20 protein-coding genes and 2 tRNA genes are annotated in these 21,430 nt (G+C 69.4%); 8 read left to right on the top strand and 14 right to left on the bottom strand.

Going from position 1 to position 21,430, the window contains the following annotated elements:
- Positions 1–4 precede the first annotated feature (4 nt).
- From ACIQM0_RS02495 to ACIQM0_RS02505, 3 genes are all read right to left on the bottom strand, one after another.
- Positions 5–610, bottom strand: coding sequence for an ATP-dependent Clp protease proteolytic subunit (locus tag ACIQM0_RS02495; RefSeq protein WP_362964028.1), 606 nt, complete (start codon positions 608–610; stop codon positions 5–7).
- A gap of 266 nt (positions 611–876) precedes the next feature.
- Positions 877–2,274: a trigger factor gene (gene tig, locus ACIQM0_RS02500; protein WP_401282690.1), complete on the bottom strand. Its 1,398-nt coding sequence runs from the start codon at positions 2,272–2,274 to the stop codon at positions 877–879.
- 150 nt (positions 2,275–2,424) lie between these two features.
- Positions 2,425–2,501, bottom strand: a tRNA-Pro gene (locus ACIQM0_RS02505).
- 166 nt (positions 2,502–2,667) lie between these two features.
- Here ACIQM0_RS02505 and ACIQM0_RS02510 point away from each other — a divergent pair.
- A tRNA-Gly gene (locus ACIQM0_RS02510) sits at positions 2,668–2,741 on the top strand.
- A gap of 71 nt (positions 2,742–2,812) precedes the next feature.
- On the opposite strand, the gene ACIQM0_RS02515 is transcribed toward ACIQM0_RS02510, so the two are convergent.
- From ACIQM0_RS02515 to ACIQM0_RS02530, 4 genes are read right to left on the bottom strand one after another with little or no spacing between them, the layout of a single operon-like run.
- Positions 2,813–3,952, bottom strand: a complete 1,140-nt coding sequence (locus ACIQM0_RS02515; protein WP_401282693.1) for a tyrosine-type recombinase/integrase — start codon at positions 3,950–3,952, stop codon at positions 2,813–2,815.
- Entirely contained in the window at positions 3,952–4,161 is a 210-nt protein-coding gene (locus tag ACIQM0_RS02520; protein ID WP_401282696.1) for an excisionase family DNA-binding protein, read from the bottom strand. Before ACIQM0_RS02520 ends, ACIQM0_RS02515 begins: the two co-directional genes overlap by 1 nt.
- A 2-nt stretch (positions 4,162–4,163) precedes the next feature.
- On the bottom strand, positions 4,164–5,564 hold the full coding sequence (gene repSA, locus ACIQM0_RS02525; RefSeq protein WP_401282699.1) for a replication initiator protein RepSA: 1,401 nt from the start codon (positions 5,562–5,564) through the stop codon (positions 4,164–4,166).
- Positions 5,565–5,590: 26 nt separating this feature from the next.
- Entirely contained in the window at positions 5,591–5,803 is a 213-nt protein-coding gene (locus ACIQM0_RS02530) for a hypothetical protein (RefSeq protein ID WP_401282702.1), read from the bottom strand.
- A 294-nt stretch (positions 5,804–6,097) separates the two neighbouring features.
- Between ACIQM0_RS02530 and ACIQM0_RS02535 the strand changes: the two genes are divergently transcribed.
- The 3 genes from ACIQM0_RS02535 (at position 6,098) to ACIQM0_RS02545 (ending at position 8,233) form a co-directional block, all read left to right on the top strand.
- Positions 6,098–6,871: a GntR family transcriptional regulator gene (locus tag ACIQM0_RS02535; protein WP_401282705.1), complete on the top strand. Its 774-nt coding sequence runs from the start codon at positions 6,098–6,100 to the stop codon at positions 6,869–6,871.
- Complete coding sequence (locus tag ACIQM0_RS02540; RefSeq protein WP_401282708.1) at positions 6,868–7,431, top strand: GNAT family N-acetyltransferase; 564 nt, start codon at positions 6,868–6,870, stop codon at positions 7,429–7,431. The genes ACIQM0_RS02535 and ACIQM0_RS02540 overlap by 4 nt, the downstream gene beginning before the upstream one ends.
- A gap of 649 nt (positions 7,432–8,080) precedes the next feature.
- Positions 8,081–8,233, top strand: a complete 153-nt coding sequence (locus ACIQM0_RS02545; protein WP_401282711.1) for a hypothetical protein — start codon at positions 8,081–8,083, stop codon at positions 8,231–8,233.
- A gap of 277 nt (positions 8,234–8,510) precedes the next feature.
- Here the strand turns inward: ACIQM0_RS02545 and ACIQM0_RS02550 are convergent, their stop codons facing one another.
- Positions 8,511–8,705 carry a hypothetical protein gene (locus tag ACIQM0_RS02550; protein ID WP_123471025.1) on the bottom strand — a complete coding sequence of 65 codons (195 nt, stop codon included), beginning with the start codon at positions 8,703–8,705 and terminating at the stop codon, positions 8,511–8,513.
- 479 nt (positions 8,706–9,184) lie between these two features.
- Between ACIQM0_RS02550 and ACIQM0_RS02555 the strand changes: the two genes are divergently transcribed.
- Positions 9,185–10,342, top strand: a complete 1,158-nt coding sequence (locus ACIQM0_RS02555; protein ID WP_401282714.1) for an acyltransferase family protein — start codon at positions 9,185–9,187, stop codon at positions 10,340–10,342.
- Positions 10,343–10,390: 48 nt separating this feature from the next.
- On the opposite strand, the gene ACIQM0_RS02560 is transcribed toward ACIQM0_RS02555, so the two are convergent.
- From ACIQM0_RS02560 to ACIQM0_RS02570, 3 genes are read right to left on the bottom strand one after another with little or no spacing between them, the layout of a single operon-like run.
- The gene (locus ACIQM0_RS02560; RefSeq protein WP_363030860.1) at positions 10,391–10,876 is read right to left on the bottom strand and encodes an HD domain-containing protein; all 486 of its coding nucleotides are present in this window, start codon (positions 10,874–10,876) and stop codon (positions 10,391–10,393) included.
- A 9-nt stretch (positions 10,877–10,885) separates the two neighbouring features.
- On the bottom strand, positions 10,886–13,366 hold the full coding sequence (locus ACIQM0_RS02565) for an FtsX-like permease family protein (RefSeq protein WP_401282718.1): 2,481 nt from the start codon (positions 13,364–13,366) through the stop codon (positions 10,886–10,888).
- Complete coding sequence (locus ACIQM0_RS02570) at positions 13,366–14,220, bottom strand: ABC transporter ATP-binding protein (RefSeq protein ID WP_401282721.1); 855 nt, start codon at positions 14,218–14,220, stop codon at positions 13,366–13,368. Before ACIQM0_RS02570 ends, ACIQM0_RS02565 begins: the two co-directional genes overlap by 1 nt.
- Before the next feature lie 307 nt (positions 14,221–14,527).
- Here ACIQM0_RS02570 and ACIQM0_RS02575 point away from each other — a divergent pair, with 307 nt between their 5' ends.
- A complete protein-coding gene (locus tag ACIQM0_RS02575) occupies positions 14,528–15,691 on the top strand; it encodes a cation:proton antiporter (protein ID WP_401282724.1) in 1,164 nt (387 codons plus the stop codon).
- 50 nt (positions 15,692–15,741) lie between these two features.
- Here ACIQM0_RS02575 and ACIQM0_RS02580 read toward each other — a convergent pair whose 3' ends face one another.
- A complete protein-coding gene (locus ACIQM0_RS02580) occupies positions 15,742–16,887 on the bottom strand; it encodes a PP2C family protein-serine/threonine phosphatase (protein ID WP_401282727.1) in 1,146 nt (381 codons plus the stop codon).
- A 106-nt stretch (positions 16,888–16,993) separates the two neighbouring features.
- Here ACIQM0_RS02580 and ACIQM0_RS02585 point away from each other — a divergent pair, with 106 nt between their 5' ends.
- Complete coding sequence (locus ACIQM0_RS02585) at positions 16,994–18,226, top strand: GNAT family N-acetyltransferase (protein ID WP_401282730.1); 1,233 nt, start codon at positions 16,994–16,996, stop codon at positions 18,224–18,226.
- 65 nt (positions 18,227–18,291) lie between these two features.
- On the opposite strand, the gene ACIQM0_RS02590 is transcribed toward ACIQM0_RS02585, so the two are convergent.
- The gene (locus tag ACIQM0_RS02590; protein ID WP_401282732.1) at positions 18,292–19,101 is read right to left on the bottom strand and encodes an Fpg/Nei family DNA glycosylase; all 810 of its coding nucleotides are present in this window, start codon (positions 19,099–19,101) and stop codon (positions 18,292–18,294) included.
- A gap of 81 nt (positions 19,102–19,182) precedes the next feature.
- Positions 19,183–19,671, bottom strand: coding sequence for a ribose-5-phosphate isomerase (locus tag ACIQM0_RS02595; RefSeq protein WP_401282735.1), 489 nt, complete (start codon positions 19,669–19,671; stop codon positions 19,183–19,185).
- A gap of 229 nt (positions 19,672–19,900) precedes the next feature.
- On the opposite strand from ACIQM0_RS02595, the gene ACIQM0_RS02600 reads away from it, so the two are divergent.
- Positions 19,901–21,361 (top strand): amino acid permease, encoded by a 1,461-nt coding sequence (locus ACIQM0_RS02600; protein ID WP_401282738.1) that lies wholly within the window; start codon positions 19,901–19,903, stop codon positions 21,359–21,361.
- The last annotated feature ends 69 nt before the right edge of the window (positions 21,362–21,430 follow it).

Raw genomic sequence — 21,430 nt, forward strand, 5'->3', positions numbered from 1 at the left:
CGGATCAGGCGCCGGTGCCGCCGCCGCCCGGAACGCCCGACGCGATCGTGATGATCTCGTCGATGAGGCCGTAGTCCTTGGCCTCCTCCGCGGTGTACCAGCGGTCGCGGTCGCCGTCGCGGATGATCGTCTCCACGGTCTGGCCGGAGTGGCGGGCGGTGATCTCCGCCATCCGCTGCTTGGTGCGCAGCAGGTACTGGGCCTGGATCTTGATGTCCGAGGCCGTACCGCCGATGCCGGCCGAACCCTGGTGCATGAGAATGTCGGTGTTCGGGAGCGCGAAGCGCTTGCCGGCGCTGCCGCCGGTGAGCAGGAACTGGCCCATCGAGGCCGCCATGCCCATACCGATGGTGACCACGTCGTTCGGGATGTACTGCATGGTGTCGTAGACCGCCATGCCCGCCGTCACCGAACCGCCGGGGCTGTTGATGTAGAGGTAGATGTCCTTGTCCGGGTCGGCGGCAAGGAGAAGCAGCTGCGCGGTGATCTTGTTGGCGATGTCATCGTCGACCTGCTGACCGAGGAAGATGATGCGCTCGCCGAGCAGTCGGCTGTAGACCTGGTCACCGAGGCCTCCACCGAGGGACGGCTCTCCGGCGGCGTAGGGCATCAGATTCGTCACGTATCCACCTGCTCGTCTCTGACGGCTCCGGCCGTCTCAGCGTCTTCGTACCGGGTGGGCCGGGACTCCCCGACCCTTCCTATTCATGGACCCTAACGCGCAGGTGGGACAACGCCATCCCGCTTCCGCAACTGTTCGCTGGGAGCGCAAGCTCCGCAGTCCGCACACGGGTTGTGGGGGACGCCGGCGGATACGACGACGGGCTCCGGACGCGGTTGCGTCCGGAGCCCGTCGTACGGGTATCAGAGCGGGGCTCAGGCCTCGGTCTTCTCCTCGGCCACGGCGTCGGTGGTGCCCTCGGCGGACTCGACCGCCTCGGTGGCCTCCTCCGCCACGTCCTCGTCGTCCTCCAGGTCGACGACCTCACCGTTGGTGTCGACGACCTTGGCGGCCTCGACGACCACGGCCAGCGCCTTGCCGCGGGCGACCTCGCCGACGAGCATCGGCACCTGGCCACCCTCGACGACGGCCTGGGCGAACTGGTCGGGGCTCATGCCGGAGGACTGCGCGCGCCGCATGAGGTGCTCGGTGAGCTCCTCCTGGTTGACGTTCAGCTTCTCCTTGTTGACGAGCTCGTCAAGGATGAACTGGGTCTTGATGCCCTTGACGGCCTGCTCGGACGTCTCCGCCTCGAACTCCTCAAGGGTCTTGCCCTGGATCTCCAGGTACTTCTCCAGGTCGAGACCCATCTGGCCGAGCTGGTGGTGCTCCAGGTTGTGCTTGCGGGTCTGGACCTCGTCCGCGAGCAGCTTCTCGGGGATCGGGACCTCGGCGAGCTTGAGCAGCTCCTCCAGGACCCGCTCCTGGGCCTGGGTGGCCTGGTCGTACTGCTTGGTGCTCTCCAGCCGCTTGCGGCTGTCGGCCTTGAGCTCGTCGAGCGTGTCGAACTCGCTCGCCATCTGGGCGAACTCGTCGTCCAGCTCGGGAAGCTCACGGGCGGCGACCGCGGTGACCTTGACGGTGACCTCGGCCTCCTTGCCCTCGGCGGAGCCGCCCTTCAGCTCGGAGGTGAAGGTGGTCTCGCCACCCGCCTCCAGGCCGGTGACGGCGTCGTCGATGCCTTCGAGGAGTTCGCCGGAACCGATGGTGTACGAGACACCCTCGGCCACGCCGTCCTCCAGGACCTCGCCCTCGACCTTGGCGGTCAGGTCGATCGTCACGACGTCGCCGTCGGCGGCGGCGCGCTCGACCGGGTTGGTCGAGGCGAAGCGCTCGCGGAGCTGCTCCACGGCCTTCTCGACGTCCTCGTCGCTGACCTCGAGGGCGTCGACGGTGACCTCGATGCCGGAGTAGTCCGGGATCTCGATCTCGGGGCGTACGTCAACCTCGGCGGTGAAGGCCAGCAGTTCGCCGTCCTTCAGCTCCGTGATGTCGACCTCAGGCTGTCCGAGGACGTTGAGCTCTCCCTCGTTGACGGCCTCGGTGTAGAACTTCGGGAGCGCGTCGTTGACGGCCTCCTCCAGCACAGCACCACGGCCGAACCGCTGGTCGATGACCCGGTTGGGGATCTTGCCCTTGCGGAACCCCTTCACCGTGACCTGCTGGTTGATCTTCTTGTACGCCGCGTCGAGGCTGTCCTTGAGCTCCTCGAAGGGCACCTCAATGCTGAGCCGAACCCGGGTCGGGTTCAGGGTCTCCACGGCGCTCTTCACGGTTCGGTCTCCTTGTGGCTGACTTCTTGGGGTTCTGCTCCACCGCACACGTGGCGGCTTCGCGGACCGAGCCCGGTACATCAGACACACGGGCACGCATTTTGCATAGTAACGGCAAGGGGTAGAACTCCCACAATGCGAGCCTGCCGGTGGTCGGGGTGGCCGGATTCGAACCGACGACCTTCCGCTCCCAAAGCGGACGCGCTACCAAGCTGCGCCACACCCCGTCGGTGCGACACGTAGGGTACATGCACAGCGGCGGTACATCAGCCGCTTTTGCTCCGGCGTCGCGCAACGCGACACCGGGTGCGGCGATCGGGTGTGCGGACAGCGCCCGCGACCCGCTACGATGCTTCTCGTGCCGCGGTCCCCGTGACCTGCGGTGCGTTGCATGCGGGCGTAGCTCAATGGTAGAGCACTAGTCTTCCAAACTAGCTACGCGGGTTCGATTCCCGTCGCCCGCTCCAGATGCTTAAGGGCCAGGTCGGAGAGTCATTCTCCAGCCTGGCCCTTGTGCGTTGCCGATCTTCATTCGGCCCTACGTGCCCGCTGCATGCCCGTTCGGATCGGGATCTTGCTTCCGGGCCTGCTCAACGGCCGCGCTCACGGCATTGCCGATCAGCCGCTCTCGCTCGGCGGTCGCGTGCTGGTAGATCAGCGCCGCACGGGCCGTACTGTGGCCCATTCTCGTCATCAACTCGCGCGTGCTGGCACCGGTCGCCGCTGCCAGGGTGTTGCCCGTATGGCGAAGATCATGGAAGTGCAGCCCCTTGATCCCAGCGAGATCGCACGCCTTGCGCCACAGCCGGTTGAAGTGATTCCGCCGAGGCGTCGCCCCCTTGGCGCCAACGAAGACGCGGCCCTCCGCACCGGGCTCCGCATAGACCGTCAGATGTGTGGCCAGCTCCTCATGGATCACCGCTGGGATCGCCACGGTGCGCTTCCCGGCAGCACTCTTGGGCTCCTTCACCAGACGCGTGCCGTTGTGGAGTTCGGCGATATTCCGACGCACCCGCAAAGCGCCGGCCGACAGGTCCAAGTCCCGACGACGGAGCCCGACCAACTCCCCCCAGCGAAGTCCGGAGAAGGCCGCCAGGAGGACAAGAGCGCGATACCGAGGCTGAATGGCCTCCGCGAGCGCGTAGACCTCCTGAACGGTCGCTGTGGGCCGCTCAGGGGTCGGTGCGGTGCTGGCACCCTTGACCCGGCAGGGGTTTCGCCGGATCAACCGGTCATCCACTGCGGTCATCAGCACTGCCCGAAGGAGGGCGTACGACTTCGCAACCGTTGACGGGCCGGTCCCGCTCTCCAGCCGGGCGACCCGCCAGGCACGGACCATGGCCGAGGTGATGTCCGCTACCGCGACGTTGCCGAAGGTGGGGACCAGGTGATTGCGGAGCAGGGAGCGGTACAGGTCGGCGGTCGAGGCCCCAATGCCGCGCTCGCTGATCCAAGTGGCCGCGTAGAAACCGAAGTCGATCCGGCCCGCATCCGGGTCAGACCAGTCGCCCGACCGCAGTTCCGCCTGCCGCTCCGCCAACCAGTCATCGGCATCCCGCTTGGTCCGGAAGGTCTCAGGCGCGGGCCGGTCGATGCCATCGGCACCGAGGTACCGAGCCTGATAGCGGCCGGAAGGCAGCTTCCGCACCCGCCCGAAGGAACGCTTCTTGCCCGCCATCAGGCAGCCCTCCTCAGGACAGCCCGGCGCACCAACACGGGCTCCACAGTGTTGGCAGCGATGAAGGCCGCTACGGCGCTCTCGGGGATGCGGACGTGTCGGCCGACCTTGACGAAGGTGATCCGGCGTTCCTCAATAAGCCGCCGGGGGAACCGGACAGTGGTGCCGAGAAGTTCGGCGACCTGATCAACACTGAGCAGCCGTTCCATGCTCACCACTCCCCCGTTGTGTCGAGTGCTTCGAGTTCGGTGCGTGCTTCGCGGGCGGTGTCGCGGTTGTGTTGGATGTCGCGGTGGATGTTGGCGGCGAGCCAGGATTCGCCGGGGGTGTGGCCGTGTCCGGCGTAGGCCCAGTGGGCGAGGGTGAGTGTGGAGCCCTCCGGGGAGTCGTCCGGGTCGGGCAGGCCCCGTTCGCGGCGTTCCTGTCGGGCGCGGAAGTCGGCCCGGACCTGGCGGAGTGCGCCGAGGGTGGTCGAGTAGCGGCGGGACTTGGTGGAGAAGTGGCCGCGGAAGCCGAGCATGTGGGCCCACTGCCAGAGCCTGCGGTCCGGGTAGGCGTCGTCAAGGTCGAAGCACGCTTCGATCAGGCGCCGGGCATGGCCGGGCAGGTCCGTGAGCTTGTCGAGTTCGGCCAGCTCCCCGACGCGGCGGTCCACGGTTCCGGTGGTCTCGGCCGCCTTGGTGGCGTACTTCGCGACGTACGCGGCCACGGCTTGTTCGGTCAGGTCGTCGTTCGCGCTGTCCGCGCCGATCGGCCGCACGTCCACTTGGGCGCCCCATCGCAGGGTCCGGGCCGGTTGGTCGCCCGAGGGCGGGACGGGCACGCTCACGCGGGCAGCAGCCGCCTGGATCGCATCCGACAGCAGGGCCACGCCCGCCCAGGACGGCGGGGCGGTGTCGGGCCCGTCCGGGCCGTCGAGACGCACGATCGCGTGGAAGTGGACGGCGCCGCGCTTCTGGAACTCGGCGACCTTCCCGAAGGAGACCCGGCAGGCGTCGGCCGCGGCTTTCTGGGAGAGTCCGGCGCGGTGGGCGATCTCGCGGCGGAGGTAGATGGTGAACCTGCGCCAGAGGTCCCCGGCGTGGTTGTTCCACAGCACCGCCCCGGCGTAGTCGTAGGTGGCCGGGTTCAGCGCCGAGCCCAGGAGCGGGGAGCTCTCCGGGTGGTCAGTGCCGCAGCGGCAGACACCCTTGGTGGGCCGGTTGTGGACCGGGCCGAACGAGGGGGCGGTGAGGGTGGCGAACACCTTCGGGTGCGTGCGCACCGTGACCGGGGTGCCCTTGCTGGTGTCGCCGGTGAGTCCGGCACGGATCAGGTGGAAGGTGTCTCCGGCGTAGGTCCAGGCGCAGGAGGGGCACCGGGAGGCACGCCGGTTCCCGCAGGCCACTCGCAGCCGTCCACCGGGTTCGCCCTGGGTGCTGTAGGAGTAGAGCACCTGCCCCGACTTCGCATCGCGGGTGGTGGTCATGCCTTCGAGGTGGATCGGGTCCGAGCAGCCACCGGTGCGGCGTACCTGTTCCTGCCACCGGTCGAAGCCGGGGGCGTTGGCCACCCGTAACAGGTCGGCCAGGGTCAGCGGGTCGGTGCCCACGGCCGCAGCGGTGTTCGCCACGGCCGCAGGGGCGACAGGGAATCGGGTCACTGGAGGCCACCCGAGCACCAGCACACGACGACGGTCCCGACCGTTCCGCTCAGCGATCCGTCCGTGTCCACGTCCACGCCCGTGCCGTCACAGTCGTCGCAGGCGCCGAAGACCGCAACGTTGGTCCGCAGTTCAAGACCGCCCGAGCACCCGCAAAGGACCAGCGTCCCAGCCGTCCCGGTGATCGATCCGTCCGCGTCGGTGTCCACACCCGTGCCGAAGCAGTCCTGACACACATCACGGACTAACGCGCCGATGGAAGCAGACTGCGGAGCAATGAGAGTTGCAGGCATGATGAAGAGGCCCCTTCGTGGGTCTGGGAGCGGCTGACTGCTTGGCGGTAGGTGGCCGCTCCCTGTTACTTGCTCACAGACCTAGTTGGCCCGCTTGCTCAACTTGTTGGTACAAGCTGATGCCTTGATGCTGCCCGCTGGAGCGAGTCACGTCAAGAGACTTGGGCGCACATGTACCAACAAGTTGCGCGAGTGCGTCATGATGGGGGAATGAGCAAGCAGCCGAAGTATCGACAAGTGGCCGACGCGTTGCGTCGCGAGATCGACAGCGGGGCCTACTCGCCAGGAGCAAGGCTCCCATCGGAAAGTGAGCTGTCAGCCCGCTTCGATGCCTCCCGGAACACTGTTCGGTCCGGGTTGAGCCTGCTTGTCAGCGAAGGTCTGATCTCATCCAGCCAAGGGCTCGGCTACGAGGTGCGGAAGCACGAGGTGTTCAAGCTGAATGCCTCCCGCTTTGAGAACCTGACCTTTCCGCAGAACGGCGACGCCTACTCCACAGATGTGACGAACGCGGGGCGCCGGCCGCACCAGACCTTCCGGGTTGAGCTGACCACCGCACCCGAGTACGTGGCGAAGAGGCTAGACATCGAGTCAGGAGCTACAGCCGTACTTCGGTTCTGCCACCGATTCGTAGACGACGTCCCGTGGTCGACCCAAGCCACTCACTACCCCGAGTGGCTAGTCAAGAAGGGCCCCCGGCTGACCGAACCTGGAGACATAGCAGAGGGAACCACCCGCTACCTGGCAAGCCTTGGCATCGAGCAGATCGGCTACGCCGACGAGATCGCCACCCGCATGCCCACTCCGGAAGAGGCCCGTCTGCTTGAGATTGGGGCGGGCGTTCCCGTCTTGCTCTGGACGCGAACCGGCTACTCCAGTGAGCGCCCCATTCGATGCACGATCACGACCTTCCGGGGCGACCTGAACCGGATGAACTACGAGATCGGCGACCTGTCTGCCCGAAGTGAGAACGATCCTCAGTGAAAATCGCCACCGCCGTCGCGGAAGACCTGGATCAGCTCCTGGCGTTTCGAGAAGAAGCAGCGTCCTGGATCAGCAGGCTGGGAAGCGATCAATGGAGTCGCCCATACCCAGCGGATCGTCTTCTGGCGACCATCGAGGCCGGAACGGTGTTCATGGTGCGTGAGGAGGGCCGAACGGCAGCGACGATCACACTCACTCCCGAGGCGGAAGAAGGGCTGTGGTCAGCTGAGGAGTTGAGGGAGCCGTCCCTGTTCGTCAACAAGCTGACGGTCTCCCGTGACTACGCTGGTAGGAACCTCGGGGGAAGAATCCTCGACTGGGCAGGCGACCGGGCCTATCAGGCTTCGGCCAAATGGCTCCGCTTGGACGCGTGGACGAGCAATGTCGCACTTCAGCGCTACTACACCCGCCAGAACTTCGAGCACGTTCGGACTGTTCTGGAAGGCGGCGCCATCAACGGCGGGCCCCGTGTTTCCGGTTGGCTAGCTCAGCGCTCCGCGCGCCCCGCGGTCCACGGATTCACCGACGAGACGCCCAGACCCGAGCCCGTGCAAGCCTGATGCCGTTACAGGTTTCTCTACCTCATCAAGGCACCCGGCTGCGCTCCGCTCCGCCGGGCGCGCTTCCCGGCTCTGGCCGCTCCCGCGCTCCTGCCTTCGGCCCGCTCGTCGCTGCCGCCGCCGACGCGCGCCCGCAGTGGATAGGCCCAAGGGCATGAGTCGAGACCGATCCGCGGGCCAAAGACATGCCTCCGGCGGGGGCGCTCAGACTCCGGGATGGTGGGGGCGCCGTTCGCGGGTGCCGGCGGATTCGTGGTGAGCGTTGTGGGCTCCCATCCCGACCACCTTCGACCCAGGCAGAGCCGAGCAGTCGCGGCCCAGGGCGTCAAGGTCGTTCGTACAGTGGCGCGCTCCACCTTGACGCCCTGAACCACGCCCGCTCCACGGTGTGTGGGTCGAAGGCGGACGGGATGGAAGCTGGGCGAGTGGTGGGTTGAAGTGTGTCCAGCACCGCCAACGCGCGACCGTATCCCGGAGTGCCCGCCGCTCGGGACCCAAGTGCGTTAATGTTTAGCCTGCTTGAACGACAAGCAGCCGTGCGGCATCTCCGGCAAGAGATTCAATGCCCCACGGCTTCAAGTGACAAGGACTCCGAATGAACCCCGAAGGCCAGTCACCCATAACCCATTGTCTACACAATGGGTTATGGGTGGGACGCTACACGCAAGGAACGTCTCGAATCAACCCCTGCGCCACGAACAAGGCCAGCCGGCGTCAAGTCGTCGGCGACATCATCAAGCTGGTCACCTCACTAGCCAGCGCGATTGCGGCCGTTGCCCCGCTGATGACCAAGCTGCTGTAGGCGTGCCCGCTGCGTGCCCGACACAGGGGGAAGCAGCGGGGAACCACAGGAGCAGACAGGACCTTGCCGACTCGACCGCAGGTCAGAGTATGCACAGGTCAGACCCCATCCGCATACGAGGTCTTCCAAACTAGCTACGCGGGTTCGATTCCCGTCGCCCGCTCCATGCCTCGGGCCCGGCCCGGCGACATCCTTCTGGGATGACTGCCGGACCGGGCCTTCCGCGTTCCCGGGGCACGGAGCGGCCGCGGATCAACTGCTCATCCGCGGCCCCCGGTCAGAAGCTGATCTGATTGATGCTCTGCGCTATGGAGTCCATGAACTTCTGGATCGACGGCGCCATGCCGGTCGATGCCAGGAAGAAGCCGAAGAGCACCGCGACGATCGCGGGTCCGGCTTTGATGGAGCCGCCTCGGATCAGGACCACCAGGATGATCGCCAAAAGAAGCACCACAGACAGTGAAATGGCCACGACTGATCACACCCTCGGTCGGTCCGCCTTGCCGGCCCGGAAGTGTGCGTCCGCGCACACCTCCGCTGGCGTCCATCGTGCCACCAACTCCCCTGTGGTCGCTGCCAGGTGACGCTTGGACCGGTCGGTATCGCGCCATCTTGCGCCGGTCGCGCGCCGGTGCCCGACAGCCGGGCTGGGCCGCCGGCCCAGCAGCCGCACGGCGGCCGCGGGGAGGTGCGGGTGGCAATGAACGATGGCCGGGAATGATCTGCAACGGTGATCGTTTCCTTACCCACACACTTTATTCACATGGAATTCCCCGGGCCGAATGCGACGTAATTCACCCTCCCCAACTGCCGCCCGTTATGCGCCATTTAAGGAGGATTAACACTCCCATACCGGTCAAAAATCGAAGGTTTGACTTTTGATCGATCGGGCACACGCGATATCCGATGGCGGTTTTACGAAATGCAATCGAGACGTCTAGGGTGCTTGAGATGTTCCACGCTCCGAACGTATTCCAGAGGGCCCCGCTACCCCCGGCGACCCGGGAGTCGGAGCCCAGACCTCAAACGCCCGCGCGGACCCCGGACTCCCCCTCCGCGGTGGCGGTGGCCGAACGGCCCGCGCAGAACGCACCCGCGAAGAAACGTGACGCCTACTTCGACAACGCCAAGTACCTCGCCATCGTGCTGGTCGCGGTGGCGCACTCATGGGTGCCGGTCATGGAGGGAAGCCGGGCGGCCCGCGCGCTGTACATGGTCACGTACACGTTCCACATGCCGGCCTTCATCATCATTTCCGGCTATTTCTCACGTTCGTTCAGCATGACCCCCGCCAAGGTGAAGCGCCTGGTCACGGGGGTCGCTGTGCCGTATGTGGTGTTCGAGACGGCGTACTCGCTGTTCCGGCGGTACGCGAACGACTCGCCCGATGCGGCGATCAGCCTGCTGGAGCCCTGGTACCTCACCTGGTTCCTGGCCGCCCTGTTCATCTGGCGGCTCACCACACCGATCTGGCAGAACCTGCGGCATCCGCTGGCGGTCTCGCTCGTGATCGCCGTCCTCGCCTCGTTCGCCCCCAGCATCGGCGACGACCTCGACCTGCCGCGCGTCCTGCAGTTCCTGCCGTTCTTCGTGCTCGGGCTCCAGCTCAGGCCCGAGCACTTCCGGATGGTCAAGCGCCGTGAGGTGCAGCTGCTGACCCTGCCGCTCTTCGCCGGCGCGGCCGTCTTCGCCTACTGGGCGGCGCCCCGGATGCAGCTGGGCTGGTTCCTGCGGGACTCCAGCGCCCAGGACATGAACGCCCCGTGGTGGTCCGGCGCGGTGATGACCCTCGCGCTGTTCGGCTGCGCGACGCTGCTCACCATCGGGTTCCTGGCGTTGGTCCCGCGCCGCCACATGTGGTTCACGGTGCTGGGCGCCGGGACGATCTGCGGCTATCTGCTGCACGGGTTCCTGGTGAAGGGCGCCAGCTACGCGGGCCTCTTCGACCGCTACGACTGGCTGGTCTCGCCGACCGGTCTGGTGCTCGTCACCCTGGCCGCCGCGGCCGGCGTGAGCCTGCTGTGCACGCCTCCGGTGCGGCGGGTCATGCGCTGTGTGACCGAGCCGGACATGAACTGGGCGTTCCGACGGGACGCCGCCAAGATCTGAATCCGGCGAGGCCCGGCCCGGGTTCGGGCCGGGCCTCGCCGTGTTGGCTCAATTCTGCTGTTCGGTGGGCGATTTCGGTGCGGTGATCCCGAGCAGGCTCCGTACCTGCGCATACTTCTCGGCCAGCCGGGTACGGGTGGCCGGTTCCAGCACCGCGAGGCGGGCCGGGTCCGCGTTGTGCGCGAGATCGGCCTCCTTGATCAGCAGCGCGCCCGGGGTCGCCAGGATGCGGCGGGTGTACGCCGGCAGGTCCTCGCCGTCCCGCTTGCTGACGGCGAGGACCATGTCCTTGACCCGCTGCGGCAGCGCGGCCCCGGCCAGCCACCGCGCCGACAGCGCGTCGTCCTCGACCGCGTCGTGCAGCCAGGCCGCGGCGATCTGGTCGTCGCTGCCGCCCCTGGCCCGTACGCCCTCCGCGACGGCCGCGAGATGTTCGGCGTACGGCCGGCCCGCCTTGTCCCGTTGGCCCGCGTGGGCCTCGCGGGCGATGCGCTCGACTTCGGCCAGGGTCAGCTGTGCGCGGGGTGCTGTCATGGGCCGACTCTACGGACGGGCCGCGGCCCGGCTCAGGGCGGCGCGGGCCGGCACGAGGGCGGCGGTGAGGCCGAGGCCCACGGTCGCGGCCAGGAACGATCCGTACAGCACCGGAGGGATGTACGGGGATTCGCCGGTCAGGCCCCGCATCATCGGGGTGAGGGTGGCCAGCGCGATGGCCGTGCCGAGCGCGGCCCCGGCCACGGTGACCAGCAGGGCCTCCCAGCGGATCATGCCCATGACCTGGCGGCGGGTGGAGCCGACGAGCCGGAGCATGGTCAGTTCCCTGCGCCGGTCCAGGACGGTCATCACCAGCGTGTTGACCGCCGCGACCGCGGCGAATCCGCCGAGGACCGCGGCCATGACGGTGTTGGCCCAGGCGTTCAGCTCGCGGTCCCGGCTCTGCGCGGTGGCGTAGCCGGATGCGTCGGTGACGGTGCCGAGTGCGGCGAGCCGTTCCGCGCCCGCCGGGGTGGCCCGTACGAGCACGTCGGAGGCGTACGGCGAGGTGACGTGGCCCCGCAGATCGGTGGCGGGCAGGGTGACGAGTCCGGTGCCCAGGCCCCGGCCGTAGACCGCGACGATCCTCGGGGACGCCTCTGTGCCGTCCGGCAGGTGCAGCGCGAGGCGGTCGCCGGTGCGCAGCCCCACCGAGTCGGCGAGCGTGGTGTCGATCGCGACGGTGCCGGGGGCGAGGGCGTCGAGCGATCCCGTGCGCACGTCGAGGTCCTGGACCTCGGCGAGTTCACGGCCGGAGCCGATGACTCCCTGCGCGGGGGCGTTCTCCAGCCACCTGCCGCCGCCCGATCCGGCGGGCACCAGGACGGAGGTGCGGAGCAGGCCGACGGCGGTGGAGACGCCGGGGGTCGCGGCGGCGCGCTCGGTGGCGTCGGAGGCGAGACCGGCCGGCGCGGAGACGATGTGGTCGGCGGTGATGCCGTCGCGCTGCTGGTGCTCGATCGCCCGGTCCTCGCTGGTGTGCATGAAGACGAGGGTCGAGGAGAAGGCCATCGCGAGGACGATCGGCGTGATCGCGGAGGCCATCCGCCGGGAGTTGGCGCGGGAGTTGGCCGCGGCCAGTGAGGCCGACGCGCCGCCGGCCCGCAGCGGGAGTCCGAGGACCGAGGCGCAGATCCGGGCGATGAGCGGGCCGAGCAGGCCGACCGCGAGCATGAAGAGCATGACGACACCGAGTGCGGCGTTGGCCGCGTCCTCGCCGGTCTGCGAGGCGGCGACGCCCGCGAACACGCCGCCGCCGGCCAGTGCGGCGATTCCCAGCGGCGTACGGATCCAGCCGAACGGGGGGCGTTCCACGGCGGACTGGGCGAGGGCGAGGCCCGGCTTCGTCCTCGCCGGGCGGCGCGCGGCGGTGTAGCCGGCGGCCAGCGCGGTGAGCATCGTGGCGGCGACGGCGATCGTCAGCGGCAGCCAGGAGACCCGCAGCGCCACGGCCTCGGGGACGGCGCCCTTCTCCTTGAGCTGCCCGAACCACCAGGAGGCCAGGGCGATTCCGGGCAGGCAGCCGATCGCCCCGGCGAGCGGTGCGACGAGCAGGGACTCGGTGGCGATGGTGCGGCGCAGTTGGCGCGGGGTGGCGCCGATCGCGCGCAGCAGCGCGAACTCGCGGCTGCGCTGGCCGACGGAGAGTGCGACGGTACCGGCGGCGGTGAAGACGGCGACCATCGTGGCGACTCCGCCGAAGGAGCCGCCGAGTCCGGTCAGGAGTTCCCTGGCTTCCGCGAGGCCCGGGTCCTCGACCGCGCCGCGGTCGTTCCCGGTGCTGACCCTGATGCCGGAGGGGTGGCCGACGGCGTCGGTGACCTGACGGGCGAGGGTGTCCGTGGCGGTGCCGTCGGCGGCGAGTACGGCGATGGCGTCGACCCGGCCGGGGTGGCCGGAGAACGCCACGGCCTGGCGGTCGGTGAACCAGACGGTGGCGTCGGTGTCGGTGGTGCCGGAGACCCGGAACTCCTTCGCGCCCGCCGGGGTGTCCAGGGTGACGCGGTCACCGGTCCTGGCCCGGTCGCCGGCCGGGACGACGACCTCGCCGGTGCGCGGTGCGTGGCCGGACGCGAGCCGGGTGCCGGTGAGGGCGGTGGAGCCCCAGCCGTGCGCGGTGAGCGGGGCGGAGCCCTGGTGCACGGGGTAGCCGACGTCACCGATCGCGGCCGCGGCGCCGGGGGCGGCGGCGGCCTTCGCGACCAGTGCGGCGGAGAGCCGGGCGGTGTCCGGCAGCGCACTGGCCTCCTCGTGCCGGTCCTCCCCGCTGCCGACGGTCAGACGGGCCTGCTGGTCGGCGGCGACGATCACCGGCGCCTTCGCGTAGCGGTCGGGCGGTACGGACGCGCGCAGGCCGGTCTCCAGCAGGATGCCGCAGGCGGAGACGATGGCCGCGGCGAGCAGGAGGGCGACGAAGGTGCCCACGAACGAGGAGGGTTTGAAGCGGACGGCCGCGCGGGCGAGGCCGTTCGGCAGGTGTGGCGTGAACATCAGGCGGCGGCCCTCGCACGGGCGGGAGAGGTCAGGGCGGTCATCCGGGCGGCGATCCGGTCGGCGCCGGCCCGGGGCAGGCTGTCCGCGATCTCACCGTCGGCGAGGAAGAGCACGTTGTCCGCGTAGGCGGCGGCCGCCGGGTCGTGGGTGACCATCACGACGGTCGCGCCGAGGGTGTCGACCGCGTGCCGGAGCAGGTGGAGGATCTCGCCGGCGGTGGTGGTGTCGAGGGCGCCGGTCGGTTCGTCGGCGAAGATCACGTCGGGCCGGGTGACCAGGGCTCGGGCGACGGCGACGCGTTGCTGCTGTCCGCCGGAGAGCTCGCCGGGGCGCCGCTTTCCCTTGTCGCCGAGGCCGACCCGGTCGAGCATCTCGGCGGCCTCGCGGCGGCTGCGGGCGGAGCCGGTGCGCTGTCCGGCCAGGCGCATGGGCAGCACGACGTTCTGCTCGACCGTGAGGGACGGGAGCAGGTTGAACGCCTGGAAGACGAAGCCGAGCCTGGTCCGGCGGAGTTCCGTGAGCTTGTTCTCGCTCATGCCGGTGATCTCCGTGCCGCCGAGGCCGACCGATCCCGCGGTGGGCCGGTCGAGTCCGGCCGCGCACTGGAGGAAGGTCGACTTGCCGGAGCCGGAGGGGCCCATCACGGCGGTGAAGCTGCCGCGCGGCAGGGTGAGGTCGATGCCGCGCAGGGCGTGGACGGCGGAGCCGCCTCGGCCGTACTGCCTGCGGACACCGCGCAGTTCGACGGCCGGGACCGCGGAGGCGGGCCCTCCGTAGGTTTGCGCCGTCCGGGCCTCACGCGCTGTCCGCACGCTCTCCCGCGCGCCTTTTCCGGTGCGCCGAAGCCCCATGGTGTCCGCCTTCCGTAGCCATCCGTGATCGATACCCCGAACGTACGGATCGGCCCTGGTCCGGGGCCATGGCGGCTGCTGGCGGATCGGGGGTGGGGGAAACCCCAGGGTGCTCGCGGGGGTGCCCTGCGGGAGCGCCCGCCGGGGCTGCCGATCAGGGTGCAGCCGCGGGCTCTCCGGTGGGCTCGCGGGGGCGGCGATACTTGCAACGTCAATCATTCGGTAAACTAATTACTGACGATTTCTTGACGCTATCTTGACCAAACGAAGGACTGGGCTCATCGGACACGCAGACACGCTCATCGCGATGGGCGGCGCCTTCCTCGCCGCCGCCGTTCTCGCCCGCGTCGGCAGCCGTATCGGACTGCCGACCATCCCCCTGTTCATCCTGGCCGGAATCCTGCTCGGCCCGCACACCCCCGGCATCGTCCTCGTCGCCGACCCGCACGACCTGGAGATGCTCTCCGCGCTCGGCCTGGTGCTGCTGCTCTTCTACCTCGGCCTGGAGTTCCACCTCGACGACCTCAAGGCGGGCGGGCGCAAGATGGCGCTCGCCGGGGGCGCCTATCTCGTCCTGAACGTCGGCGCCGGGCTCGGATTCGGCTTCGCGCTGGGCTGGGGCACGTCGGAGGCGCTGGTGCTCGCCGGGGTGCTCGGCATCTCGTCGTCGGCCATCGTCACCAAGGTCCTGGTCGACCTGGGGCGGATCGGCAATCCGGAGACCAAGCCGATCCTGGGCATCATCGTCGTCGAGGACGTGTTCCTCGCGCTGTACCTGGCCGCCCTCCAGCCGATCCTCTCGGGCGCCGACAGCCTCGCGGCGGCGGCGGTCGACGGCGGCAAGGCCTTCGGCTTCCTGCTCTTGCTGGCCCTGGCCGCCCGGTTCGGCACCAGGCTCATCAGCAAGCTGATCAACACCCGGGACGACGAACTGCTCGTCATCTCCTTCCTCGGTGCCGCGGTCCTGGTGGCCGGCATCTCGGAGTGGTTCGGGGTCGCGGACGCCATCGGCGCCTTCATGGTGGGCCTGATGCTCGGCAGCACCACCTCGGGGCCGCGCATCCTCAAGCTGGTCCACCCGCTGCGCGACGCCTTCGGCGCGATCTTCTTCTTCGCCTTCGGTCTCTCCATCAACCCCGGCGATCTGCCGGTCGTACTGTGGGCGGTACTGGCCGCCGTCGCGGTGACGCTCGCCATGAACGTCCTCGCGGGGATAGCCACCGCCAAGCTGTACGGGTTCGGCCCGCAGGCCACGGCGAACATCTCCACCACCCTGGTGGCGCGCGGCGAGTTCGCGCTCATCCTCGCCACCATGGCGGCGGGCGCGGGACTCGACGAGCGGCTGGCGCCGTTCATCGCCGGATACGTACTCGTCCTCGCGGTCCTGGCGCCCCTGGTGGCCGGACGCTCGCACTGGCTGGCCCGGATCCTTCCGGGCGGACGCGGCGGCACACTCGCCCCGATCCAGTGATGGGCGGAAAGCCGTTGACGTATGCCCGGTTCAGGACGGTTGCGTACGGTTCAGGATTTACGTGAGAGAAGCAGCAGCGCCCGGTCGTCGTTGACGTCCTTGGCGCACGCCTCGATGAGGTGCCAGGCCGCGCCCTCGAAGCCCGTCGAGACATAGCGGTCGGCCTCGCCGGTCAGCCGGTCGATGCCCTCCGCCATGTCCCGTTCGGACGTCTCCACCAGTCCGTCGGTGAACAGCATCAGTACGTCCCCGGGGGCCAGCGAGCCCTTCACGGCGTCGAACTCCGCCCCGTCGTACACCCCGAGCAGGGGGCCCTCCGCGGCCTTCTCCTCCCACCGGCCGCTGCCGGCGTGGAGCTGGAGGGCGGGCGGATGGCCCGCCGAGAGGAGTTCGTAGTCGCCCGATTCCAGGTCCAGGACCAGATGGATCGACGTCGCGAAGCCCTCGTCCCAGTCCTGGCGCAGCAGATAGCCGTTGGCGGCGGGCAGGAAGCCGTGCGGAGGCAGCGACCCGAGCAGCCCGCCGAACGCGCCGGACAGCAGCAGGGCGCGGGAGCCCGCGTCCATGCCCTTGCCGGAGACGTCGGTGAGGACGGCCTCCAGGGTGCGGCCGCCGTTGGTGCGGGCCGCGACGACGAAGTCACCGGAGAAGGACTGCCCGCCCGCCGGGCGCAGCGACATCTCCCGGTGCCAGCCCTGCGGGAGGCGGGGCAGCGCGCTCTGGACCCGGATGCGTTCGCGCAGGTCGAAGAGCATGGTGCCGCCGCGCCGCCACGGCACGCCGACCCTGGCCCGGAACTGGGCGAGCACCAGCCCGAAGAAACCGCAGGCCGCGACCGTCAGCACGGTTCCGGGGGTGACCCCGATCGTGCCGTCCTTGAACGGGCCGAGCCAGATGGACTCGACGATCAGGGCGGCGGCGGCCGCCGCGTACAGGCCGAGCAGGCTGGCGGGCCGCAGCACCAGGCCGCCCGCGACGATCGGCAGGACGAGGGCGGTCGGTGAGCACCACACGGGGTTCAGGAGGGTGCCGCAGGTGATGGCCGGGATGACCAGCAGCAGGGCGGCCAGGGCGATCCAGTCGGAGCCGTCACCGCGGAAGTAGTCGACGCCGGATCTGCGCAGCGTGCTGCGTACCCGGTGCGCCGATTTCCTCAATCGGGCCGGGTAGGTCTCTGCTCCTGCGCGTCGGGCCATTGCGGGGACCTTATCCACCCGACGGCCTCCGGTGCAGGGGGACCCCTGTGACAATGCGTTCGAAATCGGGTCGCCCGTCCGCCGTCCCCCCTGGTAGTCATGGCATATGACTACAGAGCTCCGCGTATTGCGGCCGTCGGAATGGAACGAATGGTTCGAGTGCCTGGAGCTCGCCTTCGGAGGAGTCCCCGAGTCGCCCGAGCAGCGCGAGCTGGAGGAGGCGCTGACCGAGTACGAGCGTTCGGTCGGGATCTGGGACGGCAGCGATGTGGTCGCCACGGCAGGGGCGTTCAGCTTCCGGCTGGCCGTTCCCGGCGGGGCGCTGGTGCCGGCCGCGGGTGTGACGATGGTGAGCGTCGCGGCCACCCACCGCAGGCGTGGGCTGCTGACCTCGATGATGCGCCGCCAGCTCGACGACGTACGCGCACTGGGTGAGCCGATCGCCGTGCTCACGGCGTCGGAGCCGGTGATCTACGGCCGGTACGGGTACGGGGCGGCGACCCGCCAGATGTCCCTGGAGATCGACACGGACCGGGTGCGGCTGCACGTCCCCGAGGGCACGGACGCGATCCGGCTGCGGTACGCGAAGGGGGACGAGGCGGTCGCGGCCTGCGAGAGCGTGTACGCGCGCCTGGTGGCGGGCCGGCCCGGCACTCCGGCCCACGGTCCGGGCTGGGAGCGCAAGTCGCTCACCGATCCGGCGAGTGCGCGGCAGGGCGGTTCGGCGCTGCAGTGCCTGCTGGCCGAGCGGGACGGCGAGGTGGTGGGTTACACGACGTACTACATCAAGCCGGACTGGACCATGTCGGGACCCAGGGGCCGGGTCTCGGTGAGCGATCTGGCGGCGCTGGACCCGGCGGCGTACGCGGCGCTGTGGCGGTTCCTCTTCGGGATCGACCTGACGTCGACGGTCGAGGCGCGGAACCGGCCGGTGGACGACGCGGTGCTGCATCTGGTGTCGGACGTGCGGCGGTGCGAGGTCCGGATCCGCGATTCGCTCCATGTGCGGCTGGTGGACGTGGGCGCGGCGCTGGAGGCGCGGAGCTACCGGGCGCCGGTGGACGTGGTGTTCGAGGTCGAGGACGCGTTCTGCCCCTGGAACGCGGGGCGTTGGCGGCTGACGGCCGACGCGAAGGGGGGCGCGTCGTGCAAGCGCACGGATGACGCGGCGGATCTGGAGCTGTCGGTACGGGAGTTGGGGACGGTGTACCTGGGCGGCGAGTCGCTGGGGTCGCTGGCCCTGGCCGGGCGGGTACGGGAGTTGCGGGCGGGGGCGGTGGCGGAGGTGTCGTCGGCGTTCCTGTCCGACGTGGCGCCGTGGCTGCCCCGGGGGTTCTAGGCCGGGTCCTCAAAGTCCCGTCCGGCGACGGGCCTTGTCCTCGATCGCCGGACGGGCTTGATGGGTCAGCGGGACTGGCATCCCGGGCACCAGAAGAGGTTCCGGGCGGACAGGTCCGCCGTGCGGATCTCCGTGCCGCAGATGTGGCACGCCTGACGGGCACGCCGGTAGACGTACACCTCGCCGCCGTGGTCGTCCACCCGCGGCGGGCGTCCCATGGCCTCGGGCAGGTGCGCGGGGCGGACCGTGTCGATGCGGTTGTTGCGTACGCCCTCGCGCATCAGCTCGCCCAGGTCCGCCCAGATCGCGTCCCACTCGCGGCGCGTGAGGTCCCTGCCGGGCCGGTACGGGTCGATGCCGTGCCGGAAGAGCACCTCCGCGCGGTACACGTTGCCCACGCCCGCGACGACCTTCTGGTCCAGCAGCAGGGCGGCCACGGTGATCCGGCTCCGGGAGATCCGCAGCCACGCGCGCTCGCCGTCCTCGTCGGCGCGCAGTGGGTCGGGGCCGAGGCGGTCGTGTATCGCCTGCTTCTCCGCGTCGGTGATCAGGGCGCAGGTGGTGGGGCCGCGAAGATCCGCGTGGTGCTCGTCGGTCAGCAGGCGGAGCCGGACCGTGTCGGTGGGCGGCGGGGCCGGGGCCGTACCGAATCCGAGCTTGCCGAACAGGCCGAGGTGGATATGGACCCAGCCGGTTCCCTCGAAGCCGAGGAAGAGGTGCTTGCCGTGCGCGTCCACCTCGCCGAGCGCCCGGCCGTCGAGCAGGGCGGCACTGTCGGAGAACTTGCCCTGCGGGCTGCTCACCCGCACCGGCCGGCCGGCGAACCTGTCCCGGTGGTCCGCCGCGAGGCGGTGGATCGTGTGTCCCTCGGGCACGGCGGCTCTCCTGGGCGGTGGGGTGCGGACATGGCTGTGCCGCCGGGGGCGCCGGCGGCACAGCGGGAGGTCGTGAGCCGGTCAGCCCTGCCGCGGGTGGTGGGCCGGGACCGGGGGGAGCTCGCCGGTGTTCTCGTACGCCGTGAGCATCGCGATGCGGCGGCTGTGCCGCTCCTCGCCGGAGTACGGCGTGGTGAGGAAGATCTCGACGAACTTCGTGCACTCCTCCTCGGTGTGCATCCGGCCACCGATGGAGATCACGTTGGCGTCGTTGTGCTCGCGGCCCAGCGCGGCGGTCTGCTCGCTCCAGGCGAGTGCGGCGCGGACGCCCTTGACCTTGTTCGCGGCCATCTGCTCGCCGTTGCCGGAGCCGCCGATGACGATCCCGAGGCTGTCCGGGTCCGCGGCCGTCTTCTCGGCGGCACGCAGGCAGAACGGCGGATAGTCGTCCTGGGCGTCGTAGATGTGGGGACCACAGTCGACGGCCTCGTGGCCTTGGGCCTTGAGCCACTCGACGAGGTGGTTCTTGAGTTCGAAACCGGCATGGTCGGAGCCGAGGTACACGCGCATGGGAGGAGTGTGACACGAGCTTCGCCGGGTAACCGACGACGGGGTGCGGTGTGGCCCTGATGTGCGGACCCCGTGTGCGCGAAGCCGCTGAAGCGATGATCGTGTCAACGATGCGGATGTAGGGGTTCCGCTTTCAGGGTTCGCCGGGCTTCAATGCAACGCTCGCCGCTCACCACCGTGCCGCGGCGGACGCGCAACCGAGTGATCCGAAAACGTAAGGATTCGATCCATGACGTCGCAGACGACTCTGGCCGGACCGGGCCAGCAGCCCGAGGGGCCGGACCCCTCGGACGGCAAGGGCCCCGAGGGCGGGCTCCAGGCCGGTCTCAAGAACCGTCACCTCTCGATGATCGCGATCGGCGGTGTGATCGGCGCGGGCCTCTTCGTGGGTTCGAGCGCGGGCATCGCCGCCGCCGGACCGGCCATCCTGCTGTCGTACGCGCTGGTCGGCCTGATGGTCGTCTTCGTGATGCGGATGCTCGGCGAGATGGCCGCCGCCCGTCCGGCGTCGGGCTCCTTCTCCGCCTACGCCGACCAGGCGCTGGGCCGCTGGGCCGGTTTCTCGATCGGCTGGCTCTACTGGTTCTTCTGGGTCGTGGTGCTCGCCGTCGAGGCCACGGCGGGTGCCAAGATCCTGGAGAACTGGGTGCCGGGTGTCCCGCAGTGGGCCTGGGCGCTGATCGTGATGCTGGTGCTGACCGCGACGAACCTGGTCTCGGTCGGTTCGTACGGCGAGTTCGAGTTCTGGTTCGCCGGGATCAAGGTGGTGGCGATCGGCGCCTTCGTGATCGTCGGCCTGCTCGCCGTCTTCGGCGTGCTGCCTGGGTCGGACAACGCCGGCTCGGGGCTGGCCCATCTCACCGACACCGGCGGCTTCTTCCCCAAGGGGCCGGGCGCCATCCTCACCGGGGTGCTGATGGTGGTCTTCTCCTTCATGGGCAGTGAGATCGTGACGCTGGCGGCCGGCGAGTCGGAGAACCCGCAGCGCGCCGTCCAGAAGGCCACCAACAGCGTGATCTGGCGGATCGCGGTCTTCTACCTGGGCTCGATCTTCGTCGTGCTGACCCTGCTGCCGTGGAACGACGCCTCGATCATGGAGAAGGGCAGCTACGTCGCCGCGCTCGACTCGATCGGCATCCCGCACGCCGGCCAGGTGATGGACGTCATCGTGCTGACGGCCGTGCTGTCCTGCCTCAACTCCGGCCTCTACACGGCCTCCCGGATGGCCTTCTCGCTCGGCGGCCGCGGTGACGCCCCGAAGGCGTTCGCCCGGACCAACAAGCGGGGCGTGCCGCAGGCGGCCATCCTGTCCTCGGTCGTCTTCGGGTTCGTCGCCGTCTTCTTCAACTACCAGTGGCCGGACACCGTCTTCGCGTTCCTGCTGAACTCCTCCGGCGCGGTCGCCCTGTTCGTCTGGCTGGTCATCTGCTTCACCCAGCTGCGGATGCGCGGCATCATCCTGCGCGAGTCGCCGGAGAAGCTGGTCGTACGGATGTGGCTCTTCCCGTACCTGACCTGGGCGACCATCGCGATGATCTCGTTCGTGCTGGTCTACATGCTGACCGATGACGCGGGACGCGAGCAGGTGCTGCTCTCGCTGCTGGTCGCGGTCCTGGTGGTGACCTTCTCGCTGGTGCGTGAGGCGCGCCGGCGCCGCGCGGAGGCCCCGGCGGAGAGCGTCGACAACTGATCACCCATACCTGACGGCCCCTGTCAGGTATACCGGGGAGGCTCTCCTTCGTCAGCCCATCGAGCGAGC

Origin of the sequence: Streptomyces sp. NPDC091387 (genome assembly GCF_044756945.1) — a bacterium.
Lineage (GTDB): Bacteria > Actinomycetota > Actinomycetes > Streptomycetales > Streptomycetaceae > Streptomyces.